This window comes from Morganella psychrotolerans, from assembly GCF_965118875.1.
Classification (GTDB): Bacteria; Pseudomonadota; Gammaproteobacteria; order Enterobacterales; family Enterobacteriaceae; genus Morganella; species Morganella psychrotolerans_C.
Genome location: NZ_CBCPJD010000012.1, coordinates 98,232 through 124,642, shown reverse-complemented (window position 1 = coordinate 124,642; position 26,411 = coordinate 98,232). Strand labels below are relative to the sequence as shown.

At 48.0% G+C, this 26,411-nt stretch carries 28 protein-coding genes; 18 read left to right on the top strand and 10 right to left on the bottom strand.

The window, feature by feature from the left end:
• Positions 1-102: 102 nt before the first annotated feature.
• Positions 103-1,257 carry a GT-D fold domain-containing glycosyltransferase gene (locus tag ACMHKJ_RS13580; RefSeq protein ID WP_413494692.1) on the top strand — a complete coding sequence of 385 codons (1,155 nt, stop codon included), beginning with the start codon at positions 103-105 and terminating at the stop codon, positions 1,255-1,257.
• Between the two features lie 65 nt (positions 1,258-1,322).
• Here ACMHKJ_RS13580 and ACMHKJ_RS13575 read toward each other — a convergent pair whose 3' ends face one another.
• Both ACMHKJ_RS13575 and ACMHKJ_RS13570 read right to left on the bottom strand, forming a co-directional pair.
• Complete coding sequence (locus ACMHKJ_RS13575) at positions 1,323-1,751, bottom strand: TOBE domain-containing protein (protein WP_413494690.1); 429 nt, start codon at positions 1,749-1,751, stop codon at positions 1,323-1,325.
• Positions 1,752-1,789: 38 nt separating this feature from the next.
• Entirely contained in the window at positions 1,790-2,449 is a 660-nt protein-coding gene (locus ACMHKJ_RS13570; RefSeq protein ID WP_413494688.1) for a helix-turn-helix transcriptional regulator, read from the bottom strand.
• A gap of 89 nt (positions 2,450-2,538) precedes the next feature.
• Here ACMHKJ_RS13570 and ACMHKJ_RS13565 point away from each other — a divergent pair, with 89 nt between their 5' ends.
• From ACMHKJ_RS13565 to ACMHKJ_RS13555, 3 genes are all read left to right on the top strand, one after another.
• On the top strand, positions 2,539-3,945 hold the full coding sequence (locus tag ACMHKJ_RS13565) for an MFS transporter (protein WP_413494686.1): 1,407 nt from the start codon (positions 2,539-2,541) through the stop codon (positions 3,943-3,945).
• Positions 3,946-4,048: 103 nt separating this feature from the next.
• Positions 4,049-5,008 (top strand): acetyl-CoA carboxylase carboxyl transferase subunit alpha, encoded by a 960-nt coding sequence (gene accA, locus ACMHKJ_RS13560; protein ID WP_413494685.1) that lies wholly within the window; start codon positions 4,049-4,051, stop codon positions 5,006-5,008.
• Positions 5,009-5,071: 63 nt separating this feature from the next.
• Positions 5,072-5,971, top strand: coding sequence for a LysR family transcriptional regulator (locus ACMHKJ_RS13555; protein WP_413494766.1), 900 nt, complete (start codon positions 5,072-5,074; stop codon positions 5,969-5,971).
• Between the two features lie 9 nt (positions 5,972-5,980).
• On the opposite strand, the gene ACMHKJ_RS13550 is transcribed toward ACMHKJ_RS13555, so the two are convergent.
• Positions 5,981-6,421, bottom strand: coding sequence for a DUF411 domain-containing protein (locus ACMHKJ_RS13550; RefSeq protein ID WP_413494683.1), 441 nt, complete (start codon positions 6,419-6,421; stop codon positions 5,981-5,983).
• A gap of 258 nt (positions 6,422-6,679) precedes the next feature.
• Between ACMHKJ_RS13550 and ACMHKJ_RS13545 the strand changes: the two genes are divergently transcribed.
• The 5 genes from ACMHKJ_RS13545 to ACMHKJ_RS13525 all read left to right on the top strand — a co-directional run bounded on the left by ACMHKJ_RS13545 (position 6,680) and on the right by ACMHKJ_RS13525 (position 12,335).
• Positions 6,680-8,050 (top strand): MFS transporter, encoded by a 1,371-nt coding sequence (locus ACMHKJ_RS13545; RefSeq protein WP_413494681.1) that lies wholly within the window; start codon positions 6,680-6,682, stop codon positions 8,048-8,050.
• A gap of 16 nt (positions 8,051-8,066) precedes the next feature.
• Positions 8,067-8,969: a LysR family transcriptional regulator gene (locus ACMHKJ_RS13540; protein WP_413494679.1), complete on the top strand. Its 903-nt coding sequence runs from the start codon at positions 8,067-8,069 to the stop codon at positions 8,967-8,969.
• The gene (locus ACMHKJ_RS13535) at positions 8,962-9,444 is read left to right on the top strand and encodes a hypothetical protein (RefSeq protein WP_413494677.1); all 483 of its coding nucleotides are present in this window, start codon (positions 8,962-8,964) and stop codon (positions 9,442-9,444) included. The genes ACMHKJ_RS13540 and ACMHKJ_RS13535 overlap by 8 nt, the downstream gene beginning before the upstream one ends.
• A 117-nt stretch (positions 9,445-9,561) precedes the next feature.
• Positions 9,562-10,554 (top strand): dicarboxylate transporter/tellurite-resistance protein TehA, encoded by a 993-nt coding sequence (gene tehA / locus ACMHKJ_RS13530; RefSeq protein WP_413494675.1) that lies wholly within the window; start codon positions 9,562-9,564, stop codon positions 10,552-10,554.
• A 380-nt stretch (positions 10,555-10,934) separates the two neighbouring features.
• The gene (locus tag ACMHKJ_RS13525; protein WP_067369099.1) at positions 10,935-12,335 is read left to right on the top strand and encodes a nucleobase:cation symporter-2 family protein; all 1,401 of its coding nucleotides are present in this window, start codon (positions 10,935-10,937) and stop codon (positions 12,333-12,335) included.
• 64 nt (positions 12,336-12,399) lie between these two features.
• Here ACMHKJ_RS13525 and ACMHKJ_RS13520 read toward each other — a convergent pair whose 3' ends face one another.
• Positions 12,400-13,263 (bottom strand): YicC/YloC family endoribonuclease, encoded by an 864-nt coding sequence (locus ACMHKJ_RS13520; protein WP_413494673.1) that lies wholly within the window; start codon positions 13,261-13,263, stop codon positions 12,400-12,402.
• Between the two features lie 125 nt (positions 13,264-13,388).
• Here ACMHKJ_RS13520 and rph point away from each other — a divergent pair, with 125 nt between their 5' ends.
• Together rph and pyrE are read left to right on the top strand one after the other, a co-directional pair.
• Entirely contained in the window at positions 13,389-14,117 is a 729-nt protein-coding gene (gene rph, locus ACMHKJ_RS13515; protein WP_067369108.1) for a ribonuclease PH, read from the top strand.
• Between the two features lie 73 nt (positions 14,118-14,190).
• Positions 14,191-14,838, top strand: a complete 648-nt coding sequence (pyrE, locus tag ACMHKJ_RS13510) for an orotate phosphoribosyltransferase (RefSeq protein WP_413494671.1) — start codon at positions 14,191-14,193, stop codon at positions 14,836-14,838.
• Between the two features lie 128 nt (positions 14,839-14,966).
• On the opposite strand, the gene slmA is transcribed toward pyrE, so the two are convergent.
• The 3 genes from slmA to coaBC all read right to left on the bottom strand — a co-directional run bounded on the left by slmA (position 14,967) and on the right by coaBC (position 17,320).
• Positions 14,967-15,560 (bottom strand): nucleoid occlusion factor SlmA, encoded by a 594-nt coding sequence (slmA, locus tag ACMHKJ_RS13505; RefSeq protein WP_413494669.1) that lies wholly within the window; start codon positions 15,558-15,560, stop codon positions 14,967-14,969.
• Positions 15,561-15,669: 109 nt separating this feature from the next.
• Positions 15,670-16,128, bottom strand: coding sequence for a dUTP diphosphatase (dut, locus tag ACMHKJ_RS13500; RefSeq protein WP_413494667.1), 459 nt, complete (start codon positions 16,126-16,128; stop codon positions 15,670-15,672).
• Positions 16,106-17,320, bottom strand: coding sequence for a bifunctional phosphopantothenoylcysteine decarboxylase/phosphopantothenate--cysteine ligase CoaBC (gene coaBC / locus ACMHKJ_RS13495; protein ID WP_413494665.1), 1,215 nt, complete (start codon positions 17,318-17,320; stop codon positions 16,106-16,108). Before coaBC ends, dut begins: the two co-directional genes overlap by 23 nt.
• A 200-nt stretch (positions 17,321-17,520) precedes the next feature.
• On the opposite strand from coaBC, the gene radC reads away from it, so the two are divergent.
• From radC to mutM, 7 genes are all read left to right on the top strand, one after another.
• Entirely contained in the window at positions 17,521-18,195 is a 675-nt protein-coding gene (gene radC / locus ACMHKJ_RS13490; protein ID WP_413494663.1) for a RadC family protein, read from the top strand.
• Positions 18,196-18,442: 247 nt separating this feature from the next.
• Positions 18,443-18,679: a 50S ribosomal protein L28 gene (gene rpmB / locus ACMHKJ_RS13485; RefSeq protein WP_067369115.1), complete on the top strand. Its 237-nt coding sequence runs from the start codon at positions 18,443-18,445 to the stop codon at positions 18,677-18,679.
• Between the two features lie 11 nt (positions 18,680-18,690).
• Complete coding sequence (rpmG, locus tag ACMHKJ_RS13480) at positions 18,691-18,858, top strand: 50S ribosomal protein L33 (RefSeq protein ID WP_067369117.1); 168 nt, start codon at positions 18,691-18,693, stop codon at positions 18,856-18,858.
• Positions 18,859-19,105: 247 nt separating this feature from the next.
• Positions 19,106-20,206: a glycosyltransferase family 4 protein gene (locus tag ACMHKJ_RS13475; RefSeq protein ID WP_413494661.1), complete on the top strand. Its 1,101-nt coding sequence runs from the start codon at positions 19,106-19,108 to the stop codon at positions 20,204-20,206.
• A gap of 404 nt (positions 20,207-20,610) precedes the next feature.
• Positions 20,611-21,732: a glycosyltransferase family 4 protein gene (locus ACMHKJ_RS13470; RefSeq protein WP_413494659.1), complete on the top strand. Its 1,122-nt coding sequence runs from the start codon at positions 20,611-20,613 to the stop codon at positions 21,730-21,732.
• Between the two features lie 5 nt (positions 21,733-21,737).
• Positions 21,738-22,913: a glycosyltransferase family 4 protein gene (locus tag ACMHKJ_RS13465; RefSeq protein ID WP_413494657.1), complete on the top strand. Its 1,176-nt coding sequence runs from the start codon at positions 21,738-21,740 to the stop codon at positions 22,911-22,913.
• 55 nt (positions 22,914-22,968) lie between these two features.
• The gene (gene mutM, locus ACMHKJ_RS13460) at positions 22,969-23,778 is read left to right on the top strand and encodes a bifunctional DNA-formamidopyrimidine glycosylase/DNA-(apurinic or apyrimidinic site) lyase (protein ID WP_413494655.1); all 810 of its coding nucleotides are present in this window, start codon (positions 22,969-22,971) and stop codon (positions 23,776-23,778) included.
• Here the strand turns inward: mutM and coaD are convergent, their stop codons facing one another.
• From coaD to waaA, 3 genes are read right to left on the bottom strand one after another with little or no spacing between them, the layout of a single operon-like run.
• Positions 23,779-24,264: a pantetheine-phosphate adenylyltransferase gene (gene coaD, locus ACMHKJ_RS13455; RefSeq protein ID WP_067369131.1), complete on the bottom strand. Its 486-nt coding sequence runs from the start codon at positions 24,262-24,264 to the stop codon at positions 23,779-23,781. It lies immediately after the preceding gene.
• Entirely contained in the window at positions 24,261-25,040 is a 780-nt protein-coding gene (locus tag ACMHKJ_RS13450) for a glycosyltransferase family 2 protein (protein WP_413494653.1), read from the bottom strand. Before ACMHKJ_RS13450 ends, coaD begins: the two co-directional genes overlap by 4 nt.
• On the bottom strand, positions 25,040-26,317 hold the full coding sequence (gene waaA, locus ACMHKJ_RS13445; RefSeq protein WP_413494651.1) for a lipid IV(A) 3-deoxy-D-manno-octulosonic acid transferase: 1,278 nt from the start codon (positions 26,315-26,317) through the stop codon (positions 25,040-25,042). Before waaA ends, ACMHKJ_RS13450 begins: the two co-directional genes overlap by 1 nt.
• Positions 26,318-26,411 lie beyond the last annotated feature (94 nt).

The window sequence follows — 26,411 nt, the reverse complement described above, 5'->3', positions numbered from 1 at the left end:
TTCAGCTATGTGACCTGCCTATCTTAGCTTATCGCCTGACATGCATCCTGAATTATTCAGGGTATATATTTATCTCGCTGAAAAAGGATTTCCGGAGAATAAATGGATATGGAAAATGATGTATTAAATGAAATCAGGGAATTGATTAATCAGGGTTTTTGTCAGTATAACGGTATCAGTAAAGCCACTGTCCGTGATAATAGTGTTTGTTTCACTATGACTAATGATTTATTCAGTGTTTTACTTCTGATTGATACTTCTCACTGTATTGATATAGTCTTTTCCTCACCAGAGAATAATACAGTTATTGGTATACATTCCGGGATTACACTTAATAACCGGACAACGATTTATAAAGATAAAAAAGCGGCAACTGTTTTTTTACCGTTGCACTCTTCTGAATTAAAAACAGTTTTAAAAGAGATTATTGATTATTTTATCTCTGCTTATAACCAGGCCCGTAATAATTATTACCTGGAAAGCATTAAAAAGAGTAATGATAATATTTGTTTCCTGCTGAAGGAGAAACTCCGGCAGGATACAATGGAAGATATGCGGCTCTTTATGAAGGGCCGTCAGCTTTCCATGATAGATACATTAAAAGCCCTTGCAGGGAAAAACCTCAGTTTGAGCCGTTTCGGCGATGGTGAGATTACTTGCCTGATAACCGATCATGGTTTTGATTTTCAGGAGCACAGCTGGAAATTAATGAATGAGTTACGGGATATCTGTCGTCATAACAGAAATACACTGGTGTGTTTTCCCGGAATAAAACCGGAAGATCCGTTCTGGAATAGTTTTTGGTCTGCATCCTGGAAAAAATGTAAAGTATTCCTTGATGACCAGTTTGTTATCGGTAACTCGATGGTTTCACGGATAGATATCTTTAATTTTCACGGACAGGAAGCGGTCACCTTATGGAAAGATCTCTGGGACGGAAAATCGATTTGTTTTGTCTCCGGAAAGAATTCACGTTTTGACCCGGAGCATATATTATTTTCCAATATAAAATCAGGATCACTTATTCTGTCAGAAAGCAGAAATGCGTATAGTGATACCGACAGGGTATTTGAATCCTGTATGGCAATGCCGGATACGGATATGTTTCTGATTGCGCTTGGTGTCACCGGAACAATATTATCATCCCGTCTGGCGGGAGCAGGAAAAAAAGCACTGGATATTGGTCATCTGACTAATTGTTATGACCAGGTTTTTCTGGGTAAACCTGTACCGGAAAAATTAAATCCGGGTTGGTGATAATTATTCAGAATAAAACAGACCGGGGAATAACACCGGTCTGTTCTGGTACCGAAAATTATTTATCAGGCTTTGGTCGCTAAAATAACACTGGATGCTTTTACCAGAGCGATAACGCGATTACCTTCATGTAATTCCATTTCATCACGACTTTCATTGGTAATAACCGCTGTCAGCGGCAGACCTTTCTCTGTTCTCAGATGAATAGTACTGTTTACCGCACCATTAACAATTTTACTGATTTTGCCGGAAAACTGATTACGGGCAGAAAAACGCAAGCCACAGTCCGGGTTTGCCAAAACAACCCACGGCGCTTTAATAATCGCCACAGCTTCTTTTCCTTCGCGCAGTCCTAATACATCACAGCTCTCTTTGGTTATCACTGTGGTCAGTACTTCGCCGTGCTCAAGTGTCAGTTCCACTTCATTATTCACAGCACCTGCAACAATACGGGATACTTTGCCGGTAAGCTGGTTACGTGCAGAAATTTTCATTGTGTGACCTCTTCCTTCTGAGTGATTAACTGAAATGATTAATCTTCCTGTTGTATCACACGATATACGCAGCGGCGAGAGCCGGTGAGTAAATACTCGACCCGTTCCACATTTGCATGTAAAACGGACTGAAACAGTGCCAGTTCGGCACGGCAGAATCCCTGACACATACGGGCAGCCGAGCAGATCGGGCAGTGGTTCTCAATGATAAGCCAACTACCTTCCGGCTCCTTTTCCCACTGTGCCATATAACCTTCATCCGTGCGGATGGCGACCAGGCGGATAATCTGTTCTTCTAATGTCTCTGCGCCCTGCATTTTTTCAGCATAATCGCGGCGTGCTTCATTTTCCCGGGCAGTAATTATTTTACTGATCGCCTCTTCACCCAGCTCCTGGCGGATAGTAGTCAGAATTTTGACTGTCAGCTCGGCATGGCAATCCGGAAAACGTTTATTACCAAGCGCTGTCAGGTGCCAGAGCTGGATCGGACGACCGACTCCGCGGCTTTCGGATTGTGCCTCGACCATGCCGTCTTTTGCCAGTTTGGCAAATTGCTGCCGGGCCGCTTCACCGGTTGTGCCAAGATGCTCTCCTGCGTCGGCTGCCTGCATCGGACCGTATTTTTTCAGGAGGATAAGTAACTTTTCGCCAACAGATTGTGCGGAACTCAGGTTGCTTTCCAGGTTATTTCTTGACATATTCTGTGCCCGGTATCTATTATTCCAAGTAATTTCTTGTTTAATTTACCGTATTCAGCAAAATATCACAAGATTAAAAGGATGGTTCTATGTTGCCCGATGACAGTCGCTGGCGTGATCTCTTTTCAGGGAAAAATGCAGCAATTTCAATAGCTCTTTCACTGGGCGTGGTTATACATGCCGTAAATATTTTAATGGCAACGACTATTCTGCCCTCCGTCGTTGAGGACATAGGCGGACTGAATTTGTACGCGTGGAACACGACTTTGTTTGTTGCCGCATCAATTGTCGGGTCCGTTTTTTCTGCCCGGATACTCTCTGTTTATGGTGCTCGTGTTGCGTATCTGCTTGCCGTTATTGTCTTTTTTGTCGGCAGCCTTGCCTGTACCCTGGCACCGCGCATGGACATTATGCTGCTCGGACGAGCGGTTCAGGGCTTTGGTGGTGGTGTTATGTTCGCACTGTCTTACGCGATGATCAATTTAGTTTATGTCCCGGCGCTGTGGCCCCGGGCTATGGCACTGATTTCCGGGATGTGGGGTGTCGCAACATTAGTCGGCCCGGCCGTAGGCGGTATTTTTGCTGAGTTAAACGCGTGGCGTTATGCGTTTGGTGTGATGTTGCCGTTGATGGTTGTTTATGGGCTCTTTTTGCTCACTATTATGCCGAAAAAGCAGAAAACAACAGAAAATGCACCCCGTCAGCGCTTACCGTTGATTCAGCTGACCTTACTGACCGCTGCCGTGCTGATTGTTTCTGCGGGTAGTCTCAGTCCGGATGTGACGCTGAATGTGTTTGGTGTGGTAGCAGCACTGCTGTTACTGATCCTGCTTGCAGTGGTTGAGCAGCGCAGTTCATCCCGTTTATTACCCCGCAATACATTCCGTCGCGGCAGCCATCATGCGGCGCTGTATGTCACTATCTCTCTGCTGGCTATCGGCATGACCTGTGAAGTATTTGTGCCGTATTTTCTTCAGCGTCTGCACGGACAGTCGCCGCTGGCATCGGGCTATATGAGTGCGCTGATGGCAGCAGGCTGGACAGTCAGTGAGATAATCAGTGCCGGCTGGAAAGGGGCGAAAATGCGGGCAAGCATCCTGCTTGGTCCGTTTTTTGTACTGGCGGGACTGGTGTTGCTGGCACTGACGCTGTCTGTGCCATCGGCAGGCACATGGGGCATTATGTCGCCTATCCTGCTGGGATTATCCCTGGTCGGGTTTGGTATTGGTTTTGGCTGGCCGCATCTGTTAACCCGTATTTTGCAGGTTGCCACACCGGAAGATAAAGAAGTTGCCGCCGCATCCATTACAACTGTACAACTTTTTGCCACCGCACTCGGGGCAGCGCTTGCGGGAATGATTGTTAACGTCAACGGCTTTAATGACGAAACACTGGCAGGCGCAATGTCATCGGCTTACTGGCTGATGATGCTGCTGGCAATTGCACCGCTTATTGCCATCTTCACTGCCCGCCGCTGTGCGGCTATCTCTCACTGATTATCCCGTTTTTGATATAAGTTTGTGCCGGAACAGTGTCTGTATCCTGTTCCGGTCTTTTTTTACACTGACCGGATGTTTCCTGTCAGGGTAGAAGTCAGCTATGTCTCAGTATCATCTTGCATTTGAAAAACCAATCATTGAACTGGAAGAAAAAATCGAAGCATTGCAGTCGTTTAAAGAGCGCAGCGGTGATTTGGGTTTTGATCCGGATGACGAAATTGCCTGCCTGCGGAAAAAATGTGAACAACTGACACAGTCAATCTATTCCGATCTGGGCGCATGGGAGATTGTGCAGCTCGCCCGTCACCCGCGCCGTCCTTATACCCTGGATTATATCAATCTTATTTTCACCGATTTTCAGGCGCTTGCCGGTGACCGGGCGTTTGCCGATGATAAAGCGATTGTCGGCGGGCTGGCGCGTTTGTCCGGCAAACCGGTGATGGTTATCGGGCATCAGAAAGGACGGGATACCAAAGAAAAATTGCTGCGTAATTTCGGGATGCCCTCTCCGGAAGGCTACCGTAAAGCGTTGCGATTAATGAAGATGGCGGAGCGTTTTCATCTGCCGGTACTTATCTTTATTGATTCGGCGGGGGCATATCCGGGCATCGGCGCAGAAGAGCGGGGGCAGGCAGAAGCGATAGCCCGCAATCTGCTGGAGATGTCGCGGTTAAAAACCCCGGTAATTTGTACCATTACCGGAGAAGGCTGCTCGGGCGGCGCGCTGGCAATTGGTGTCGGGGATCGCATCAATATGTTGCAGTACAGTACCTACGCGGCGATTTCACCTGAAGGTTGTGCCTCTATTCTGTGGAAAAGTGCCGATAAAGCCCCGCAGGCGGCGGAAGCCATGGGAATGACCGCTCCGCGTCTGAAAGCGCTGGGAATTATTGACACTGTTATTGCGGAGCCCGCCGGTGGTGCGCACCGGGATCATCAGAGTGCAGCAGATAAACTGCGTGAACAGTTACTCAGTGACCTCAGCGTGTTATCCGCGCTGCCGGTGGATGAATTACTGGAACAGCGATATCACAAATTACAGTCTTTTGGTCATTGCTGAGGACGGATTAGCCTGTTTATGATAAGAATGAAAGAGCGAATTTATCATGAAGAGGATGCGGTTGTGGCGCTTGACCTTAATTTACTCCCGGTTTTTCTGACAGTTGCCGAACAGGGCAGTTTTACGGCGGCATCTGTCTGGCTCGGAATGCCGTCATCCAATGTCAGCCGTGCGATAAAACAACTGGAAACTCAGACCGGCTGTCGCCTCATTGAGCGCACAACCCGGCGTATGCGTCTGACAGCACAGGGGCAGCAGTTATTTCAGCGCGTCAGACAAACGGATGAAATGCTGCGTGAAACATTGTCACAGATCCGTGATGACGACGCACTGACCGGGTGCTTCCGGCTGACTGTTCCGGGTGAGGGCGGGGGCGAAATACTGGCAGGTATCATTGCCCGCTTTGCGGCAGCACATCCGGGATTACAGATCCGCTGTGATACCCGGCTGACACCGGCAGATATTATCAGTGATGATATTGATTTGCTGCTGACTTATCAGCGGGGAGAGATAGCGGACAGCAGTTATCACAGCCGTCTTATTCAGTCGTGGGCAAGTGTGGTGGTTGCCGCACCTTCCCTGCTTGCACGTACCGGCATGCCGGAATCACCCTCTGATTTAACCAAGTTTCCCTGTATCTCCAGCCTGAGTGCCCTGAACGGGCAGCCGTGGATTTTTTGTAAACCTGACGGCGGGCTGCTTTCTCTGCGGATCAACAGCCATTACCAGGTCAATAGTGGGGTGCTGGCGGGAGCGGCTGCCATTGAAGGTGTTGGTTTTGCGATTTTATCACGCCACCTTTGTGAGCCGGCTATCCGCGAAGGTAAATTACAGGTGATCCGGTTCCGTGAAGAACCGGCACCTATAGAACTGAGAGCTGTGTATGCCAGTCGCCGTGAATTATCACCTGTTGTCGACCGTTTTTTGCATTTTCTCGACATTTCGCTGCAAAATAAAAACTGATTGTGGTGGTCAGTAGCTGCGGAAAACGGTTTGTTTGCCGGCGGCATCGTACGCTATCACATCATACGCTTCTTTCATGTCCTTATATTCCATACCAAGGCTGCCGGTCGGCATGCCCGGTACAGAAATTCCTTTTGCGGTTTCCGGCAGGGTATCAATGGCATCCAGGCTGTCAGCCGGAACATGACCAATCACATATTTGCCGTTTAGTGTCGCCAGATGGCAGCTCATCAGGTTCATGGATGCCCCGGAATCGATCATCATTTTCTCAAGCTGAGCTTGCGGAACAATATTGGTTTGTACATCATAACCGGCTTTTTCCACACCTTCCGCCCACTGCCCGCAGCAGCCGCAGGTCGGGGATTTATACACAGTGACAGTGCCTTTCGCTGCCATCGCACCGGCAGACAGTGTGGTTAATAAAGCGAGCGCCAAAACGGATTTTTTCATTAATATTCTCTGTAATTAATCGGATAATATTGATAAGACTAATGGTTTCCCTAAGGGGAAGGTCAATACAGGGAACGTATAGTTGGATAGAGAAATGTAAAGGTGGCGTCTGGTGCAACTGAGGTAACCGGTTGACGCATCTTCATTCAGGGATTTCTCCGTATTACGATAACAGCGGGTTATATATACCCAACGTCATTCAAGGTGCAGCCAACGAACCTGCGATTTGAATGAATAAGAGCATAATACGGGTGTGCTATGGAAAAAATGCATGATGTAAAACAGTATCCGATGGCGCTGGCATTGCCGGTGTTTATGGCATCAATGAACAGCAGTATTGTGAATGTGGCGGTGCCCTCACTGATTGAGGCATTTGATACACCATTCAGTAATATACAGTGGGTCATTGTGGTGTATCTCATTTCGCTGACCAGTGCGGCGGTTGTGACCGGGCAGATAGGCGATCGGATTGACCGGCGGAAAGTGCTGTGTACGGCGGTATTTCTGTTCACACTCGCGTCCGCATTGTGCGGGCTTGCGCCAACGTTGTTATGGCTGGTCGCCGGACGTGTGCTTCAGGGTATTGCTGCCGCGATGATGATGAACAGCACAATGGCGCTGATTGCCGGCATGCGCACAGGGCTGTCCGGCGGGAAAACAATGGGGTGGATTGGCGCACTTTCTGCCATGGGAACGGCTGCCGGACCTGCCTGTGGTGGCTGGCTCACCGGGCAATGGGGCTGGCAGGCGGTGTTCTTTATTAATATCCCGGCGGGGATAGCAGCGCTCTTCTTTATTATTCGTTTCGTTAAGCCACAGCCTGTTTCGTCCGGTCAGCGTCTTCCGGTAAACCGCACCGGTATTTTATTACTGACACTTATCATTGCGATGTATTCATCCGGCATGATTATTAATGATGGAATGTGGCGCCTGCTGTTACTGGCAGCGGCGTGCGGCGGGGTGCTTTTGTTCCGGCAGAGTGAGCGACGGACAACAAACCCGGTATTCCCTGTGGCGCTGATAAAGCAGCCTGCATTAATCACGGGGATGACCCTCAGTATTCTTGTTTCAACTGTCATGATGGCGTTGCTGGTCGCAGGTCCTTTCTGGCTGATGCATCAGTTGCATTTGTCACCTTTACAGGCAGGACTGATGATGTCGTGCGGCCCGCTGGTTGCCGCCTTCACCGGGATTCCCGCCGGAAAACTGACAGATAAAATCGGCGCAGATAAAGTGGTTGTTTATGCTCTGGTTATGATGACCGTTGGTTTTTCATTATTCACCCTATTGGGAATTTTACCCTATGCCGCACTTTATCTGATCTTTATTGCCATTATTACAAGCGGATACGCTGCATTTCAGGCGGCAAATAATTCCGCCATTCTTTTCAGGATAGACTCACAGGAAAAAGGGCTTTTGGCGGGGATGATAAATCTCTCACGTAATACCGGGCTGATAAATGGCGCAACACTGATGGGAACCCTGTTTTCAGTCTCTGCGGGATCTATTTCTCCGGGAAATGTGGCTGAGGAAAATATCGGGCGCGGTTTTATATTGACGTTCGGGGTTGCCACCGGCTTAATGCTGATATCTACGGGTATTGCGCTGCGGTATTTGCGCCGGCGCTAAATACGGAGCAGCTGATATGCTGAATATGGATCTGAATCTGCTGGTTACATTGAATGTGTTGCTGACGGAAGCCAATATTACCCGTGCCGCACAGAAACAGGGCATGAGTGTTTCTGCAATGAGCCGGGCACTGACCCGTCTTCGCATGGCTCTTAATGACCCATTGCTGGTAAAATCCGGGCGCTTCATGGTGCTGACACCTTATGCAGCGTCTGTCCGAACCCAGGTAACACAGTTGATTGAGCAGATTGAGCAGGTATTCAAAACGCCGGATACAACCGATTTTATAAAGCTGGATCAGCAGTTTACCTTACGGGCATCTGCCGGTTTTGCTGAAAACTCAGGTGCATTACTGTTGGCGAGGATGCGGCAGGATGCCCCCGCCGTTACATTGCGTATTATCAGCAAAGAAGAAAAATATGGCAGAGGATTAAAAGAGGGAAAGCTGGATGCTGAAATTTCAGTCGTCAGCAATAATACTGAGCAGGAAATGAAGAGTCGTCTGCTGTTTTCAGACAAAATGGTCGGTGTGGTGAGTAAAACGCACCCGTTGACGCAGTTACCTGTAACGGCTGAAAGTCTGCAACAATATGAATTTATTGGCATTGATCGCCAACCGCCGGGAGATAGAACACAACCGGTATGTTACATGAGCGAATCAGGTATGACTATCAAGCCCGCCGTAATGCTTGTTTCCGGTTTTTCTGCGGCGGTTGCGATAGCCGCCATGAGCAATCTGATTGCGGTTGTACCAGAGCAGTTTACCGCTAATTTACGCAAGAGCCTGTTTAGTTTTCCGTTGCCATTTCCGGCGGGAGGGCTTAATTTTTCATTATTATGGCATCCGCGTACAGATAATGACCCGGTACAAAAATGGTTCCGTGAATGTATTTTGCAGGTTTGTCGCGGAGATGAATAACACGGTTTTTTCTGATGAGATGGCAGCGGATATAATGACAACACACCTGACGATCCAAATTGTGGCCACCGAAACCCTCATTTCAGCACCTTCCGGTACATTACGGATCCCTGTAGGGGACAGCGTCATTGATGGTTTTATGTTTCAGCATTCACCGGTAACCCCTTATGAAGCAGAAATCGCCATTGAGCATATTGAGAACTGTATTATCCCTGCGCGGGCAAAATTGCCTGCCGGTGAGCTGGTTTTGCATTGTGTGGATCTGCGGCTGAATCATTTATTCTACGGTGATAAAACGGATTATTTATTAACAACGGAAATAGAATGCGCCTTTAATGAGGTTGTTAATGTAATAAACGGCAGCCCGGTATCATCAACATCAATACCTTCTGATAAACAATTCACCGCATTTCTGCTGATTATCCGTGAGATTACGCATCACTGGGGACTGGATGGTCTGGTGCAGGATAATTGATGCCTTATAACATGCATATAGAATGACCCTTATCAAAATAAATTATAATATTTGTATTATTATTTTATTTCCGGCTGAAAACAGCCGAATATTGCTTAATGACTGAGTTGAATAAATATGATCATATCCTTGATAAATAATATTAAATCTACCGCATCCCGGTTTTCTGCCGGTTATTTAGGTATGGTCCTGGGATTGATCGGAACCGGTATGGCGTGGCGATATGCCGCGGCAGAACAGGGCTATCCGGCGATCATCGGTGAAGTGATTATCGGTGCGGGGTGTATTGTCTGGTTGGTGCTGGTGTCTCTCTTTATTATAAAAAGTCTCTGTTTTACCGATCGCGTGACGGATGAATTTCGCCATCCGGTCGCCAGCGGGTTTTCCAGCTTATTACCGGCAACAACTGTTCTGGTGGCAATGGGGCTGACACCCTACCTCCCGCTGTTTGCCGGCGTGCTGTTCGGGCTTGGTGCGGTGGCTCAGCTGGCTTATGCGGCCTGGCTTACCGGTTCCCAATGGAAGGGAGAATATCCGAAAGCGGCGACAACCCCGGTGCTTTATCTCCCTACAGTCGCTAATAATTTTATCTGTGCAATGGCCTGCGGTGCGCTGGGTTATACCGATCTCGGTATCCTCTTTTTCGGGGCGGGAGTTTTTTCCTGGCTGAGTCTGGAACCGGCTATTCTCAAGCGGATCCGCAGTGACGGACTGATGGACGAAAAATCCCGGCTCTCTTTCGGCATTCAGCTTGCCCCTGCTCTGGTTGCGTGCAGCGCCTATCTTGCCGTTAATCATAACCATATTGATTTTTTTGCTAAAATGCTGCTCGGCTACGGGCTTTTGCAGCTTGTGTTTATGATCCGTCTCATTCCCTGGTTTACACAGCAGACATTCACATTGTCATTCTGGAGTTTTTCATTCGGTGTTTCCGCGCTGGCGAAATCCTCGCTGAATATCAGTATGTCTTCAGACAATAAATTTATTCATCTGCTGGCATTCACACTGTTTATCTTTTCCAATGCATTCATTTTGCTGCTGGTGGTTAATTCTCTGCGTTTGCTGGTTAAAACCCGACTCAGTCGTTCCCGTATTCCCGGACAAGACTAATTGTTAGTGTAATCAGTAAGATATCAAAAATTGATAATTACCCGTTATCAATTTGATTAATTATCAACCACTATTTTCATAATGATATTATTAACCAGGAGCACGGTTTTTCGTTTTCCCGGCTTTTTTGGTAACTCTGTATCTGTCTCAGTATAAATAGTGAACAATTTCACAAATCAGATTAAAACTCCGTTATCAATCACACTTTATTCCCTTTCCTGTCACTGAACCCTTCTTTTGGTGTGGTTATTGCTTTAACCATCAGAACAATCCGCACTATGGCTTATGGCGGATTGTCATGAACTGAAAATAAAAATCACAATAAAACAGATAGTTAAAAATGAGTTCAGATAGTCAAATTCACTTACAGGAGAGAAGAGATGTCTGATCAACAAAGCACAACGTCAGATCTTATCTACCAACTTGAAGACAAACCCCCGTTTTTACAGGCAATTATTGGTGCAGTAACACATTTACTCGCTATTTTTGTTCCGATGGTTACACCGGCTCTGATTGTCGGTACTGCACTGCAATTATCACCGGAAACCAATGCATACCTCGTCTCAATGGCTATGATCGCTTCCGGAGTGGGGACATGGTTGCAGGTGAACCGCTACGGAATGGTCGGCTCGGGGTTGCTATCCATTCAATCTGTTAACTTTTCATTTGTGACCGTAATGATTGCCATCGGAACCAGTATGCGGGCTGATGGTATAAGTGAAGAATTATTGTTATCCACCATTTTTGGTATCTCGTTCGCCGGGGCATTTTTAGTTGTGGGATCGTCTTTTATCCTGCCCTATCTGCGCCGTGTAATAACCCCGACTGTCAGCGGTGTTGTGGTTCTGATGATCGGGCTGAGTCTGATTAAGGTCGGTATTATTGATTTCGGCGGCGGTTTCTCAGCCAAATCATCAGGGACATTCGGCGATTACCAGAACATCGGTGTCGGATTATTAGTATTGCTGGTGGTGATTGGTTTTAACTGCTGCAAAAGTCCGCTGCTGCGTATGGGCGGGATCGCTATCGGATTAATTGTCGGTTATATCTGCGCGCTGTTCCTCGGAATGGTTGATTTCAGTCAGATGAGTAAAGCGGCATTTATTACTATCCCTGTCCCGTTTAAATATGGATTTTCATTTAATTTCGGGCATTTTCTTGTCGTTGCGATTATTTATCTGTTAAGTGTGCTGGAAGCGGTCGGGGATTTAACCGCCACCGCACTGGTTTCCGGGCAGAAAATTCAGGGGCAGGAATTTCAGTCCCGTCTGAAAGGCGGCGTGATGGCCGACGGAATAGTCTCTGTTGCCGCATCCGCTATGAGTTCGCTGCCGCTGACAACCTTCGCGCAGAATAACGGTGTGATCCAGATGACCGGTGTGGCATCCAGGCATGTGGGGAAAATTATTGCGGTGATTTTGGTTATCCTCGGCTTATTTCCGGGTATTGGCTGGTTTTTCACCACCATTCCGGCACCGGTACTGGGCGGGGCAATGACACTGATGTTTTCCATGATAGCTATTGCCGGTATCCGTATTATTCTGTCAAACGGCCTGCGCCGCCGCGAAACCCTGATTGTTGCTACCTCTCTGGGATTGGGGCTGGGCGTGTCTTATGACCCCGCAGTATTCCATGTTCTGCCTCCGTCACTCTACGCATTAGCGGAAAACCCGATTTGTATCGGGGGGATCACCGCTATTATTCTCAATCTTATCATCCCCGTCAGTAAGGAAGCCGAACCTGATGATGTGGAGGAAATAGCGCCGGAAAAAGAGGTTTAACAAAAAGCCGGTCAATACTGTGTATTGACCGGCTTGTTGATGTGCTCTGATTTACTGTGAGGGTTTACTCAATGTTTTGGATTTGCTCACGCATCTGCTCGATTAAAACTTTCAGTTCAATGGCGGAACTGGTGATATCGGCATTAATGGATTTTGAGGCGAGGGTGTTTGATTCGCGGTTAAACTCCTGCATCATAAAGTCCAGGCGGCGACCGACAGCTTCTTTTTTCTTCAGGATGTTATGCGTTTCTTTTACATGTGCATCCAGACGATCCAGCTCTTCGGCGACATCAATACGCTGTGCCAGCAGAATCAGTTCCTGCTCCAGGCGGTTTGGATCTACCTGAATCTGGGCATCATCCAGCTTGCCCTGAATGCGCTCGCGCTGCCATTGCAGGATATCCGGCATCAGTGCGCGGACTTTGCGTGCTTCTTCTGTCACACCGTCCAGACGCTGTTCGATTAAGATTTTCAGTGCCGCACCTTCGCGCTCACGGGCATCAATAAAGGATGTAATTGTTTCATCCAGCGCGGCCAGCAGTTCTTCACTGATTGCATCCAGATCCTGCTCCTGAGCCGACATCACACCCGGCCAGCGCAGAATTTCCAGCGGATTGATTTCACCTTCGTGGCTGTAATTTTTTACCCAGTTTGCTGAGGCAACGAGCTGTTTGGCCAGCTCTTCATTCATGCTCAGTACGCCTTGTGCGGCGCTGCTCAGTTCGAAACGGAGATTACATTCCACTTTACCGCGCGTCAGACGCTGGCGCAGGCGCTCGCGGATCACCGGTTCCAGGCTGCGCAGTTGTTCCGGCAGACGGATGTAAGTTTCAAGGTAACGCTGGTTAACGGAGCGGAGTTCCCATGCGGCATTTCCCCACGGGCGTTTAACATCCTGACGGGCAAACGCAGTCATACTACGGATCATAATATCTGTCCTGATAATGGATTTAATGTTCTGATTATAGCGCTCTTATGCCGTTAAGGCATAGGCATTCGCGGGTTTAAGCCGTATAATGCGCGCCCAACAGTTAACTGAACCGGAGAATCGCTATGAGTCAGTCATCACGTCCCGCAGGCCGCGGAACAGACCAGGTGCGTCCTATTACAATCACCCGTCATTATACCAAACACGCTGAAGGCTCTGTGCTGGTGGAGTTCGGTGATACTAAAGTGTTATGTAATGCCTCCGTTGAAGAAGGCGTTCCGCGTTTCCTGAAAGGTCAGGGACAGGGGTGGATCACAGCAGAATATGGCATGTTGCCGAGAGCGACCAATTCGCGGAATGCGCGCGAAGCGGCTCGTGGTAAGCAAACCGGCCGTACCATGGAAATTCAGCGTCTGATTGCCCGTTCATTACGCGCAGCGGTTGACCTGAAAAAGCTGGGCGAGTTTACTATCACGCTGGATTGTGATGTTATCCAGGCAGATGGTGGTACACGTACTGCGGCTATCAGCGGCGCATGTGTTGCGCTGACAGACGCACTTAATCAGATGGTTGAAAAAGGTCAGTTGAAAGCCAGCCCGCTGAAATCAATGGTTGCTGCGGTTTCCGTGGGAATTGTGGATGGTGAGCCGCGCTGTGACCTGGAATACGTCGAAGATTCCGCCGCTGAAACAGATATGAATGTCGTTATGATTGATGACGGACGAATGATTGAAGTTCAGGGAACGGCAGAAGGTGAACCGTTCAGTCATGATGAATTGCTGGCTTTACTGGCACTTGCCAGAGGCGGGCTGGATACTATTTTCGCCGCCCAGAAGGCGGCATTAGAAAATTAATCAGAAGGCGACTCGATAGTCGCCTTTTTTATACCTGTCATTTACCGGACAAAACCAGAGTCAGGAGATATCGATGAAAGCTTATCAGCGCGAATTTATTGAACTTGCGATGAAAAAACAGGTGCTGAAATTTGGTGAGTTTACGCTGAAGTCCGGCCGGAAAAGCCCCTATTTTTTTAATGCCGGGTTATTTAATACCGGTCGGGACTTAGCACTGCTCGGGCGTTTTTATGCATCGGCATTATGTGACAGCGGCGTACAGTATGATGTGGTGTTCGGACCCGCGTATAAAGGGATCCCGATAGCAACCACTACCGCCGTTGCACTGGCGGAACATCATAATATTGATACGCCTTACTGCTTTAACCGCAAAGAAGCCAAAGATCACGGAGAAGGCGGAACGCTGGTCGGCAGCCCGCTGAGCGGGCGTATTATGGTTTTGGATGATGTGATAACAGCCGGAACGGCAATCCGTGAATCAATGGAAATCATCAGACAAAATAATGCCACGCTTGCAGGCGTTATGCTGAGCCTGGATCGTCAGGAAAAAGGGCAGGGAGAATTATCTGCGGTTCAGGAAGTGGAGAGAGATTACGGGTGTCAGGTGTTCTCGATTATTACACTGAATGACCTGGTCAGCTTCCTGGCTGAAGATCCACAGATGAGTGAGCACCTGTGTGCGGTCCGTGCTTATCGTGAACAATACGGAATTCAGATTTGACGCTGATTTTGAACAAAAAAAGCCCTCGCCCAATATATCGGGCGGGGTGAGTAGTCTAACTAAAAACGGGACTGTCACCAGCGGGTCTGAGCACGGGAATATGAATGACTCCCGGTTTTCTGCCGGTGTTACTGTAACTGCGCGAGAAGCAACGGCCAACGGACATCAAATTCCTGTGTCGGACGATACTTAAATTCTGAACGTACGAAACGCGATAGCATACCTTCGCAGAAAGCGAGTAACTGAGATGCTAACAGGCTTTCGTCATAAGTAAAACCACCTCCGTCACGGATCCGCTTTTCTTTTAAAACCTGACGCAACTGGGCTTCAATACGCTCATAGAGCTGATTAATACGGCTTTGCAGCTTATCCTGCTCAAACATCAGCGCATGACCTGTCATGATTCGGGTCAGTCCCGGATTTTTTTCTGAAAACCCCAGGATCAGCATCAGAATGAGTTTTATCCGTAAAATCGTCTCTTTTTCATCCTGAAGGATAAGGTTTATCCGCGAAATCAGGGAATCTTCAATAAAGACAATCAGACTGTCGAACATTTTTGTTTTGCTGGAAAAATGTCGGTAGAGCGCAGCCTCGGAGACGCCGACACTGGCGGCAAGCTTCGCGGTTGTTATCCGCTGGCTGCCGTCGCCGGACTCGAGCATCAGCGCAAGCGCCTGCAGGATTTCCTCACGCCTGTTCTTCTTTTTTGTACTTTCTGCCATATCAGATAACACCCCTGCTTTAATGCAAAAACAAACCTGTCATCTGATAACCACACCTTTACTCAGCGTAGTTATCAGAAAAGCACCGGATATCACGGCGTTATCAGTATTATTGACGACCTGAATGGCCGAATCCGCCGTCACCGCGTTCGCTTTCAGTGAACTCACTGACAATATTGAATTCGGCTTGAACAACAGGAACGATAATCATCTGTGCAATACGTTCACCCGGTTCAATGATAAAAGTTTTGTCACCACGGTTCCAGACAGACACCATCAGCTGTCCCTGATAGTCAGAATCAATGAGTCCGACCAGGTTACCCAGTACAACACCATGCTTATGACCCAGTCCGGAACGCGGCAGAACCATTGCAGCCAGTGACGGATCAGCAATATGCACCGCTAAGCCGGTTGGTAACAGCAGTGTCTGGCCGGGAAGTAACTCAGTTGCGGCATCCAGGCAAGCGCGTAAATCCAGCCCGGCAGAACCCGGAGTGGCGTATGCCGGTAACGGAAATTCCCCGCCGATGCGCGGGTCAAGAATCTTAATGTCGATTTTTTTCGTCATAGTGTTTCAGTATTTCGTCCAGTAAGTGGTGGCTGAGCTCGGATTTGCTCATGTTCGGTAAGCTTATATCGCCGGTATGCCAGTATAAGTGAATGGCATTGTTATCACTGTTAAAACCTTGGTTTTCAACAGAAACATCGTTGGCACAAATCATATCGAGTTGTTTTTTTGCCAACTTGCCGCGTGCGTATTCTTCCACATTTTGGGTTTCAGCTGCAAACCCAATCACAAACGGGCGGTTTTTGGTCAGTGCACCGACACCTGCAATCACATCCGGGTTTTTCACCATGGTAAAGGTTATTTCGTCGCCCTGCTTTTTGATTTTTTCACCGGAAACCACTTTGGCACGATAGTCAGCAACGGCAGCACATCCGATAAAAATATGATGATCGGGTGCGGCGAGCTGTGCTGCATCATTCATTTCACACGCGCTGACAACATCAATACGTTTAACACCCGGGGGTGTCGGCAATGTGACAGGACCTGTAATCAGGGTGACATCCGCTCCGCGGGCAGCGGCTGACCGTGCAATAGCAAATCCCATTTTACCGGAGCTGTGATTACTGATGAAGCGGACAGGATCAAGGGCTTCACGTGTGGGCCCTGCGGTGATCGCAAGGCGGATACCGGTCATATCCTGTTTTTGCTGAAAATGGCGTTCTGCCCTGGCGACAATCTCTGACGGATCCAGCATACGTCCCGGACCAACATCACCACAAGCCTGGCTGCCGCTGTCCGGTCCCCAGACAGCAAAACCAAGCTGTTCAAGGTGTGCCAGATTTTCTTGTGTGGTCTGTGCGTTATACATCTGCTGATTCATGGCCGGCGAAACGGCGATAGTGGCATCAGACGCCAGACAGATAGTTGTAACCAGATCATTTGCCATACCGGCACTCAGGCGGGCGATTAAATCCGCAGTGGCGGGAGCCAGAATAATGAGATCAGCCCATTTTCCGAGTTCGATGTGTCCCATTGCAGCTTCGGCTGCAGGGTCAAGAACGCTTTCCGCCACCGGGAAACCGGAAACGGCCTGAAGTGTTAAAGGGGTAATAAACGCGGTTGCCGCAGGGGTCATAGTGACACGGACAATAGCGCCCCGGTCACGGAGACGACGGACAATCTCAGGTGTTTTATAGGCTGCGATGCCACCGCTGATGCCCAGAACAATCTGTTTTCCTGTCAGTGCAGACATTGTGCTTTATCCGGTTATTATTTGGAGATGCGCGATTTTACCACAACCTCAGCGTATAGGTAGAGTGCTGTTTATTTATCCAGGTAAATAAACTTTTTTCTTCGGCTCAGGTCGCAAAAATAACGGTTTTTTTGCGCAGGTATGCAGGAAACCGCCATACTTTTCTCTGTCAAAACCGGAAAAAGACAGGTGGTGAGGAGATGGATAACCCGATTATAAACGTGGATTTAATGCCGAGAGAAAAGCTGATTGCCTATGGTGCTTCTGTGCTGAGTGATTCAGAGTTACTGGCCATTTTTTTACGGACAGGTAACCGTGAACTGCCGGTCAGGCAGTTCGCAGAGTATTTATTAGGTGTATTTGGTTCATTACACCGGCTGCTGACGGCCGGCTACGATGAGTTTAAGCCCCTCAATGGGATAGGGGACAGTAAATACTGTCAGATTCAGGCCATTGTTGAGTTGTCACGGCGTTTTTTCAGCAGCCAGTTTCAGGAGATGGCGTTTCTCAACAGCGCCTGTTCTGTCAAAGCGTATCTGCATCAGCTGATTATGTGGCAGGAGAGGGAGGTGTTCGTTGTGTTGTTTCTGAATAATCAGAATCAGCTGATTCGTTATGAGGAAATGTTTTCCGGAACGGTAAACTGTGTGGAGGTTCATCCCAGGGAAATTTTGCGTCTTGCACTCAAAGTGAATGCAGTCTCTGTTATACTGGCGCATAATCACCCTTCCGGTAATGAAAAACCCAGCCGGGCTGACCTTCTGCTGACAAAAAAAATTGCGCAGGTGTGTGAGCTGGTAGGGATTGGCGTGTTGGATCACCTGGTTGTCGGGAAATTCAATACGTTTTCATTTGCGGAACATGGGTTGATCTGATCAGTTTTTTTCGCAGAAACACGCGATCTTTACTGTTCGGGTCTTGAGCGTTTGCGCCGGAAAGCGTATACTACGCCACCTTTGAGGATCTTGGGTTTGGCGAGAAGAGCCTATCTCAGCAAATTTTTGCTGGTTGACAGAGCACTTTCCCGGCGAGTCAAAAGTACGCTGAGATAGGCTCCTAAGCCTGACGAGGCAGCCTCACCCAATACAAAGCTCGAGCTGATTAGATTTTTGGAGAATAGACATGTCCCGAGTCTGCCAAGTTACTGGCAAGCGTCCGATGAGTGGTAACAACCGCTCACACGCATTAAATGCGACCAAACGTCGTTTTCTGCCGAACCTGCACTCTCACCGTTTCTGGGTTGAGTCTGAGAAGCGTTTCGTGACTCTGCGTGTATCTGCTAAAGGTATGCGTATCATTGACAAGAAGGGTATTGAGACAGTGTTAACTGACTTACGTACCCGCGGTGAGAAGTACTAAGGAGCTGAAAAATGGCTAAAGGTATTCGCGAGAAAATTAAACTGGTTTCTTCTGAAGGTACAGGTCATTTCTATACCACTACGAAGAACAAACGTACAATGCCTGAGAAACTGGAACTGAAGAAATTCGATCCTGTTGTTCGCAAGCATGTTCTGTACAAAGAAGCAAAAATTAAGTAAGTTTTGCTTTCTGATTGAAAAAACCCAGCCTCGGCTGGGTTTTTTATTGTCATTAGCAAGGTGGTGTCATTTAATGACGGGTTGTGTTGATATAATCCGGATTATTTTGCTTGTGTACCCTTATTCATTCAAACTACAGGTTCGTTAGCCGCATCCTGAATGACGTTGGGTATAGTTGTTTTTTTTGCCAAAAAAGATTTTGTCAGCACAGATAGCGTTCATCACCTTAAAAAGAGAACTAACCTGAATGGATAAACATCCTTTTGCTATCCTCCATACTGAGTCATCCTGCGGTTGGGGTGGGCAGGAAATACGTATTCTGACTGAGTCTCAGGGCATGATCCGGCGGGGATACCGTGTTGTTATTGTGTGCTGCCCGGATTCGGAAATATTACGTCAGGCTCCGCGCTACGGGGTGGACGTGGTTCCGTTACCTATTTATAAAAAGCGATGGACTGCGCTACAGTCGGTGCGTCACTGGCTGAAACGACACGGGCGGGAGTTCGGCGTTATTAATACACACAGTTCAACCGACACCTGGCTTATCGCTGCTGCCTGTGCAACGCTGACGGGAATGCCGCCTGTTGTCCGTACCCGCCATGTATCCACTCAGGTATCGACGTCTTTTATCACGCGCTGGTTATATTTGCGGGCTTGTCGCCATATTGTCACCACGGGTGAAAAATTGCGTCAGCATTTACATGCTCACAATGGTTATCCGCTGTCACACATGACATCTGTTCCCACCGGGATAGACACGGAACAGTTTTTTCCGCAGGATAAACACATTGCCCGCCGGCAACTGGGAATTCCGGACAAACGCACGATTGGTATTGTTGCCACGATGCGTACATGGAAAGGACATAAATATTTACTGGAAAGTTGGAGAACGTTGCATACAGAATATCCGGACTGGCAGATACTTTTTGTCGGGGACGGACCGCAGCGTAAAAATCTGGTGCCAATGACAGAATCCCTGAATTTATCAGAGTCAGTGATTTTTTTAGGAAATCGTGATGATGTACCGCTATGTCTCAATGCAATGGATATTTTTGTCTTGCCGTCATTCGGTAATGAGGGCGTCCCGCAGGGAATAATGCAGGCGATGCTATGTGAGTTACCTGTTATCTCCACAACCGTCGGTGCGATCACGGAGGCTGTCATTGATAATGAAACCGGGTTTATTGTTGAGCCCCGTAATGTTGAGCAACTGACAGACAAATTGCGTCAGCTGATAAATGATGATGCGCTGAGAATAAAAATGAGTCAGGCAGCATTATGTCATGCAGAAAGAAACTTTAATATAAACAATATGCTGGATAAAATGGAGTCTATATTAAAGGAATAGGATTTATCTTATCAGAAGCGTAATGTTTATCCTGTTTATCAGAGATAGCAGCTGATTTTAATAATAATATGATATTTATACTGTACCGAATATAAATGCAGGATTGTTAATTAATAAGGATGTGATAAGAAATGGTAATATGTTGATTTTAATGTATTTTATCATTTATTGCTATTTCGGTCAGGTATTTGTCTGTAATTGCCTGATTTATAATAATCATAACGGCTGGCGAAAGGTTAAATATTTGAAAAGATTAACCCGCGCAGAGGGTTTGATGATATCTTACAGGGAGATATATACATTACCGGAAATACCGGAAAAACACATCCGACATGTTAGTCATTCTCATTTATAGTGACATTGGCTATATGACAGGCTGAGGTAAGGTTAAGGTAAGCGGAAATATGAAGATCGGTTTTATCGATGTGACGGTAACTATGTCATACGGCGGAATACAGACGGCTGTATGGGAATTAGCAAAGGTACTGTCTGATGAAGGTCACGAGGTCCATATTTTTGGCGGAGAGGGTGATGTCCGGCCTGAGCCAGACGGACGTCCGGTGACAGTTCATACTTTTCCTTATATACCCCGCAAGCGGGTGCTGAATATCGGCAGTCGTTTTCAGAAAATAACGGAACGTTATTCCTTTGCCCGTCACGCCCGCCATCAGGTTCAGAAAGAGAACTTTGACTGGATTATCCTGACCAAACCATTTGATTTTTTCTGGCCCCGCCTTTTACCAAAAGACACAAAAACAAAATTTTGTTTTATGAGCGGCGGCACCAGTTTTTTCCGCGGAGACCGCAAACTCAGCCAACGGCTGGATGCATGGGTGGCGTGCAGTCATTTTAATGCCTGGCAGATTCAGCATCATTACAAACAATTTCCGTCCGTCATTTATAACGGGGTGGATACCACCCGGTTTAAGCCGATGGAAACAACCTTGCGCCAGACTCTCGGTATTCATGATGATACCTTTTTGGTGGCATTTGCCGGTCGGTTAGTTGGCTGGAAAGGTGTCCGCTATGCGGTGGATGCTATCGCATTATTAAAAAATGATAATATAAAGCTGCTGGTTATTGGTGCGGGTGATGATTTACCTGCACTCCGGCGACGGGCGACAGAAAAAGGTGTTCAGGATTGCGTTATTTTTCACCCGCCGGTGAGTCATGATGAATTACCGGCATGGTATGCTGCTGCCGATGCAGGCGTGTTTCCGAGTATCGGAGATGAGGCATTCGGGATTACCATTGCAGAAGCGATGGCGTGTGGTAAGCCGGTGATTGGCAGTTATATCGGCGGAATTCCGGAAGTTATCGGCAATGAAGAACAAAGCGGTCTGCTTGTTCCGCCGGGAAGTGCACAGGCCATTGCAGATGCGGTTAACCATTTGTATATGTTGCCTGACAGAGGGAAGAAAATGGGAGAGAATGCGCGTTTACGCATTGTCGGGCGTTATACCTGGCAACATTCAGCCCGCAGACTTCTCAGGGTATTAACTGCAAATGATGAAAAACGAAGCTGAGCATAATGAAGATTGCTTACATTGATCCCTATCCTGTACCGGATTACCGTGTCGCATCATTGCAAATTGTCCAGATGATTGATGCGATGGCGCGCAGGGGATGCTCCGTTGAAATGGTATCGCCTCAATCGTCCGTATCCGCAGACAGTATTCTGGGACGTGCTATTGATGCGCGAGTCAGGTTCACCGGACTGAAAAATATCCGGAAAACCTGGTTTTTCCCGTTTAACAGTCAGAAAGTATTTAATTATCAGGTTTCTGCATGGCTGAAAAAAAATCCGGTGGATGCCGTGTTTACGCGCAATCTGAAAATGGCACATTATCTGCTGAATAAGCATCCGGGTATTCCCTGCTTTTTTGAAAGCCATGAGGTTTTTTCTCAGTCATTCAGGGAATCTCACAACCTTTCCTGCATTAAAAATCAGCGGAAGCTGGCAAAATTACTGAAAACAGAATCCGTTGTTTATCGTGATGCTTCAGCTGTATTTGTCAAAACAGCATTGATAAAAATAGATGCACAGGCACTTTATAAGACAGATACACCTGTTTATGTCACCTCGAATGGTGTTGATCTACTGGCTGCCGGTGCGGTAACGGGCACGGCAAACTCAAATCAGACCGGCTCAAAAACTAATTTATTATATCTGGGAAGCCTTCATCCCTGGAAAGGATTGCCGACAATTATTCACGCATTACCTGCGCTGGAGAATGTCACACTGAATGTCGCGGGGGGAAAACCCGAACAGATAGCAGAGCTAAAAGCCCTGGCCGAAACCTTAGAGGTTACGGATCGCATCTGTTTTATGGGATATGTTGAGCCGGTGAACCGGTTTCAGATTATTGCTGATGCGGATATCTGCGTGTTACCGCTGACTGACAGCAGTATGGGCGGGCGATATACTTCCCCGCTTAAATTATTCGAATATATGGCAATGAAAAAGCCGGTTGTTATCTCTGATTTGCCGTCCATCCGTAGTATCACCGGGGATGATTTGGTTAATTTTGCCAAAAGCGGGGATGCAGCCAGTTTTGCCGGTGTTATCCGCCGGATTATTGATGATCCCGCCAGTGCGGCAGATAAAACAGATTGTGCGTTTTCGTTTATTCTTGATAAATTTAACTGGGATAAATGTGCGGATGAAACACTTAATCTGATCCGCAACTCACTGTCTGCAAAATAATATCCCTCAGAATATATTTTAACTCAATGTATTAAACCTGTTATCCGGAGTACGTATGCCTGAATTACCAGAGGTCGAAACCAGCCGGCGCGGTATTGAGCCGCACCTTGTCGGTAACACTGTGCGTTATGTTGAAGTCAGAAACAGACGTCTGCGCTGGCCGGTATCAGAGCAGATCGAGCGCCTGAGTGACCGGCCTGTCCTCAGCGTACAGCGCAGAGCAAAATACCTGCTGATTGAGCTGCCGGAAGGGTGGATTATCATCCATCTGGGAATGTCGGGCAGTTTGCGGATCCTGTTGGAAGAGACCCCGGAAGAGAAACATGACCATGTGGATATGGTCATGGGTGATGGCAAAATTTTGCGTTATACCGATCCGCGCCGTTTTGGTGCCTGGCTGTGGGCAGATGATTTGGCAACCTGTTCAGTACTGGCGCACCTCGGACCGGAGCCGCTGACGGATGAATTTAATGCGCAATATCTGTTTGAGAAGTCCCACAAACGGAATACGCCGGTCAAAAGCTGGCTGATGGATAATAAAATTGTGGTCGGTGTCGGTAATATCTATGCGAATGAATCGCTGTTTATTGCACGGATCCACCCGTTACGGGTAGCGAAAGATCTGACTGAAACAGAAACAGAGCGCCTGGTGGCAACCATTAAGAAGGTATTGACGGAATCAATAAAACAGGGCGGGACCACGCTGAAAGACTTTCTACAGTCAGACGGAAAGCCCGGTTATTTTGCACAGGAATTATTTGTCTACGGAAAACAGGGTGAATGTTGCCCGAATTGCGGCAAACCGATTGAAGTGGTGAAAGTCGGGCAGCGGAGCACATTTTTTTGCCCCGCGTGTCAGCATTGATCAGCTTTTTCCCAGTTTTTTCAGCATTGCCTGTGCAACCGGCTCAGGCAAAAATGTAGACACATCACCATCATGCAGCGCCACATCTTTAATTAACGATGAGGACACAAACGATAAATTCTGTGACGGCAGCAGAAATACACTCTCCAGCTCACTGGCAAAATGGCGGTTCATATTCGCGAGCTGCCACTCATACTCAAAATCCGCAACAGAACGAACACCCCGGATAAGGACATTGGCGTTTTGTTTCTTCGCGAAATTTGCCATCAGTTCTGAAAAACCGACCACTTCCACATTCGGAATATGGGTGCAGACTTTTTGTGCCAGAGCGACCCGTTCATCGAGGGTAAACATCGGGTTTTTACGGCTGCTGTCAGCGATAGCCAGCAGGATGTGATCAAACATTTTTGCAGCGCGTTCAAGAATATCGATATGCCCGCAGGTGATCGGATCAAAGGTGCCGGGATAAATTGCGCGTGTTTTCATGATGCGGACTCATCTTTTTTGCCCATCGACCACAAGGCTGCGTATTTATTAAAGGTATATTGTGCGTTAACAAAAGCCAGTATAACGCCTTGTTTACCATCGAGAAAACCGGCTCTTAACAGCAAGGTCTTACAGAATGCACCGCCGGTATGTGTCAGAACAGAGAGAAACGAACAGCGCTTACCGGCCTGATAACGGGCCTGCGCCCAGTCTCCTGCGTAACGCAGCTGTTTTTGCTGAAACTCAATTAAATCGCGGCAGGTCAGGTGTAATACATCTCCTTTCAGGGTGATGATATTTGCACCTTGTGTATTCACGGATTCATGAACCGCATTGTCGTTGTACTGATATTGATCCCGCGGATAAAGCCGCAGGACATGATCAGGATACCAGCCACTGTGTTTCATAAAACGCCCGAGAAACAAATTACGCCGGGCGAAACGATAAACCGTATTCAGTTGCGGCGCACTCAGAGCCTGTTCAATCGATTGTTTTAATTCCGGCGTGATCCGTTCATCGGTATCCAGCATCAGAATATAGTCGCCGGTGGCATGCTGCTGTGCAAGCTGACGCTGACGCCCGAAACCCGGCCAGTCCCGGTTTTCATATACCAATGCCCCGGACTCGCGGGCAATTTCTGAGGTATTATCCTGACTGCCGGAATCCAGCACGATAATTTCATCCGCCAGACCTTGTACAGAACGCAGACAATCCCCGATAACATCGGCATTGTTTTTACTGATCATCACGACAGAAAGGCGTTTTATCTCCGGCATCAGTGCCCCCGTTGTGGCAGATACGGGCTGAGCAGTTGCAGAAGACGGTGAAGTGCGCCCTGGTTTTCATGGAGAACTTCAGCCGCATGGCGACCACAGTACAGGCGATAATCTTCATCATTCAGCAGGTTACAGACGGCGTCACTGAGGCTTTTTTCATCCGTGACGGTGATCAGCGCATCGGCCTGCTGTAGCTTGCTGCAAATATTATTAAAATTAAAGGTATGCGGTCCCATCAATACCGGAAGTGCATGTGCTGCGGCTTCCAGCGGATTATGTCCGCCACGCTCAACCAGACTGCCGCCGACAAACGCAATATCAGCCAGTCCGTACAGAAGCATCAGTTCGCCCATGCTGTCGCCGACGACCACCTGTGTTTCCGGTGTCGGGATGGTGTTATTACTGCGCATCACATAGGTTAACCCGGCTTTTTCGGTCAGTTCCCGGGCTTTTGCAAACCGTTCAGGATGGCGGGGAACAAGGATGAGTAACAGATTCGGGTAGCGGGCGAGCAGTGTTTTGTGGGTGTTCAGAATAATATCTTCTTCGCCTTCGTGGGTGCTGGTTGCTATCCAGACCGGACGGCGGGCAGCCCACTGGCGGCGCAATGCCACCGCTTTTGCTGCCAGTTCAGGTGTGACAGAAATATCGAATTTCAGGCTGCCGGTAACGTGTAACTGCTGGCGGCGCAATCCCAGTGCAATAAAGCGATCGCCGTCTTCCTGATTTTGGGCGGCAACCAGGGTTATCCGGTTTAAAATGGTTTTGACAAAATTGGCGACTTTCTGATACCCGGCGGCTGATCGCGCTGAGAGACGGGCATTCGCAATAACCAGCGGAATTTTACGCCGGTGCAGTTGCGTTATCATATTCGGCCACAGCTCGGTTTCCATGACAATCACCAGCCGCGGCTGAACAGTATTCAGAAACCGTTTCATGGAGCCGGGTAAGTCATAAGGCAGATAGACGTGAAAAACATCATCACCCAGTGCGGATAACACACGCTCTGAGCCGGTTGGTGTCATGGTGGTAACTGTGATGGGCAAGGTCGGATAGTGGTGTCGCAATGCGCGGACAAGAGGAACGGCCGCGAGGGTTTCACCCACAGAAACCGAGTGCAGAACAATGCCGCCGACACCGGTTTTCCCTTTACAGAAACCATAACGTTCAGCCCAGCGCTTGCGGTAGGCAGGAGAACGACGGCTGCGCCATAGCAGGCGTAACCAGATAAGAGGTTGAATGAGGTAAAGTAATACCTGATATACGCGCAGTAACATTTTATCAGTTTCGCAGATAAGATTGCGGTAATAATAGCATAAAACTAACACGAATAGCGCATTAAAAAGCATAAACCCGGTGTGGATAATGGCA

Excerpts from the sequence above, each read along its gene's own strand:
- ACMHKJ_RS13520 (WP_413494673.1), bottom strand. The coding sequence starts at position 13,263 with ATGATCCGTAGTATGACTGCGTTTGCCCGTCAGGATGTTAAACGCCCG.
- ACMHKJ_RS13465 (WP_413494657.1), top strand. The coding sequence starts at position 21,738 with ATGAAGATTGCTTACATTGATCCCTATCCTGTACCGGATTACCGTGTC.
- accA (WP_413494685.1), top strand. The coding sequence starts at position 4,049 with ATGTCTCAGTATCATCTTGCATTTGAAAAACCAATCATTGAACTGGAA.
- ACMHKJ_RS13570 (WP_413494688.1), bottom strand. The coding sequence starts at position 2,449 with ATGTCAAGAAATAACCTGGAAAGCAACCTGAGTTCCGCACAATCTGTT.
- waaA (WP_413494651.1), bottom strand. The coding sequence starts at position 26,317 with ATGTTACTGCGCGTATATCAGGTATTACTTTACCTCATTCAACCTCTT.
- ACMHKJ_RS13525 (WP_067369099.1), top strand. The coding sequence starts at position 10,935 with ATGTCTGATCAACAAAGCACAACGTCAGATCTTATCTACCAACTTGAA.
- dut (WP_413494667.1), bottom strand. The coding sequence starts at position 16,128 with ATGACGAAAAAAATCGACATTAAGATTCTTGACCCGCGCATCGGCGGG.
- ACMHKJ_RS13535 (WP_413494677.1), top strand. The coding sequence starts at position 8,962 with ATGAATAACACGGTTTTTTCTGATGAGATGGCAGCGGATATAATGACA.
- slmA (WP_413494669.1), bottom strand. The coding sequence starts at position 15,560 with ATGGCAGAAAGTACAAAAAAGAAGAACAGGCGTGAGGAAATCCTGCAG.
- ACMHKJ_RS13565 (WP_413494686.1), top strand. The coding sequence starts at position 2,539 with ATGTTGCCCGATGACAGTCGCTGGCGTGATCTCTTTTCAGGGAAAAAT.
- rpmG (WP_067369117.1), top strand. The coding sequence starts at position 18,691 with ATGGCTAAAGGTATTCGCGAGAAAATTAAACTGGTTTCTTCTGAAGGT.
- mutM (WP_413494655.1), top strand. The coding sequence starts at position 22,969 with ATGCCTGAATTACCAGAGGTCGAAACCAGCCGGCGCGGTATTGAGCCG.
- ACMHKJ_RS13545 (WP_413494681.1), top strand. The coding sequence starts at position 6,680 with ATGGAAAAAATGCATGATGTAAAACAGTATCCGATGGCGCTGGCATTG.
- ACMHKJ_RS13580 (WP_413494692.1), top strand. The coding sequence starts at position 103 with ATGGATATGGAAAATGATGTATTAAATGAAATCAGGGAATTGATTAAT.
- rph (WP_067369108.1), top strand. The coding sequence starts at position 13,389 with ATGAGTCAGTCATCACGTCCCGCAGGCCGCGGAACAGACCAGGTGCGT.
- ACMHKJ_RS13550 (WP_413494683.1), bottom strand. The coding sequence starts at position 6,421 with ATGAAAAAATCCGTTTTGGCGCTCGCTTTATTAACCACACTGTCTGCC.
- tehA (WP_413494675.1), top strand. The coding sequence starts at position 9,562 with ATGATCATATCCTTGATAAATAATATTAAATCTACCGCATCCCGGTTT.
- radC (WP_413494663.1), top strand. The coding sequence starts at position 17,521 with ATGGATAACCCGATTATAAACGTGGATTTAATGCCGAGAGAAAAGCTG.
- rpmB (WP_067369115.1), top strand. The coding sequence starts at position 18,443 with ATGTCCCGAGTCTGCCAAGTTACTGGCAAGCGTCCGATGAGTGGTAAC.
- ACMHKJ_RS13450 (WP_413494653.1), bottom strand. The coding sequence starts at position 25,040 with ATGCCGGAGATAAAACGCCTTTCTGTCGTGATGATCAGTAAAAACAAT.
- ACMHKJ_RS13540 (WP_413494679.1), top strand. The coding sequence starts at position 8,067 with ATGCTGAATATGGATCTGAATCTGCTGGTTACATTGAATGTGTTGCTG.
- ACMHKJ_RS13475 (WP_413494661.1), top strand. The coding sequence starts at position 19,106 with ATGGATAAACATCCTTTTGCTATCCTCCATACTGAGTCATCCTGCGGT.
- coaD (WP_067369131.1), bottom strand. The coding sequence starts at position 24,264 with ATGAAAACACGCGCAATTTATCCCGGCACCTTTGATCCGATCACCTGC.
- ACMHKJ_RS13575 (WP_413494690.1), bottom strand. The coding sequence starts at position 1,751 with ATGAAAATTTCTGCACGTAACCAGCTTACCGGCAAAGTATCCCGTATT.
- coaBC (WP_413494665.1), bottom strand. The coding sequence starts at position 17,320 with ATGTCTGCACTGACAGGAAAACAGATTGTTCTGGGCATCAGCGGTGGC.
- ACMHKJ_RS13470 (WP_413494659.1), top strand. The coding sequence starts at position 20,611 with ATGAAGATCGGTTTTATCGATGTGACGGTAACTATGTCATACGGCGGA.
- pyrE (WP_413494671.1), top strand. The coding sequence starts at position 14,191 with ATGAAAGCTTATCAGCGCGAATTTATTGAACTTGCGATGAAAAAACAG.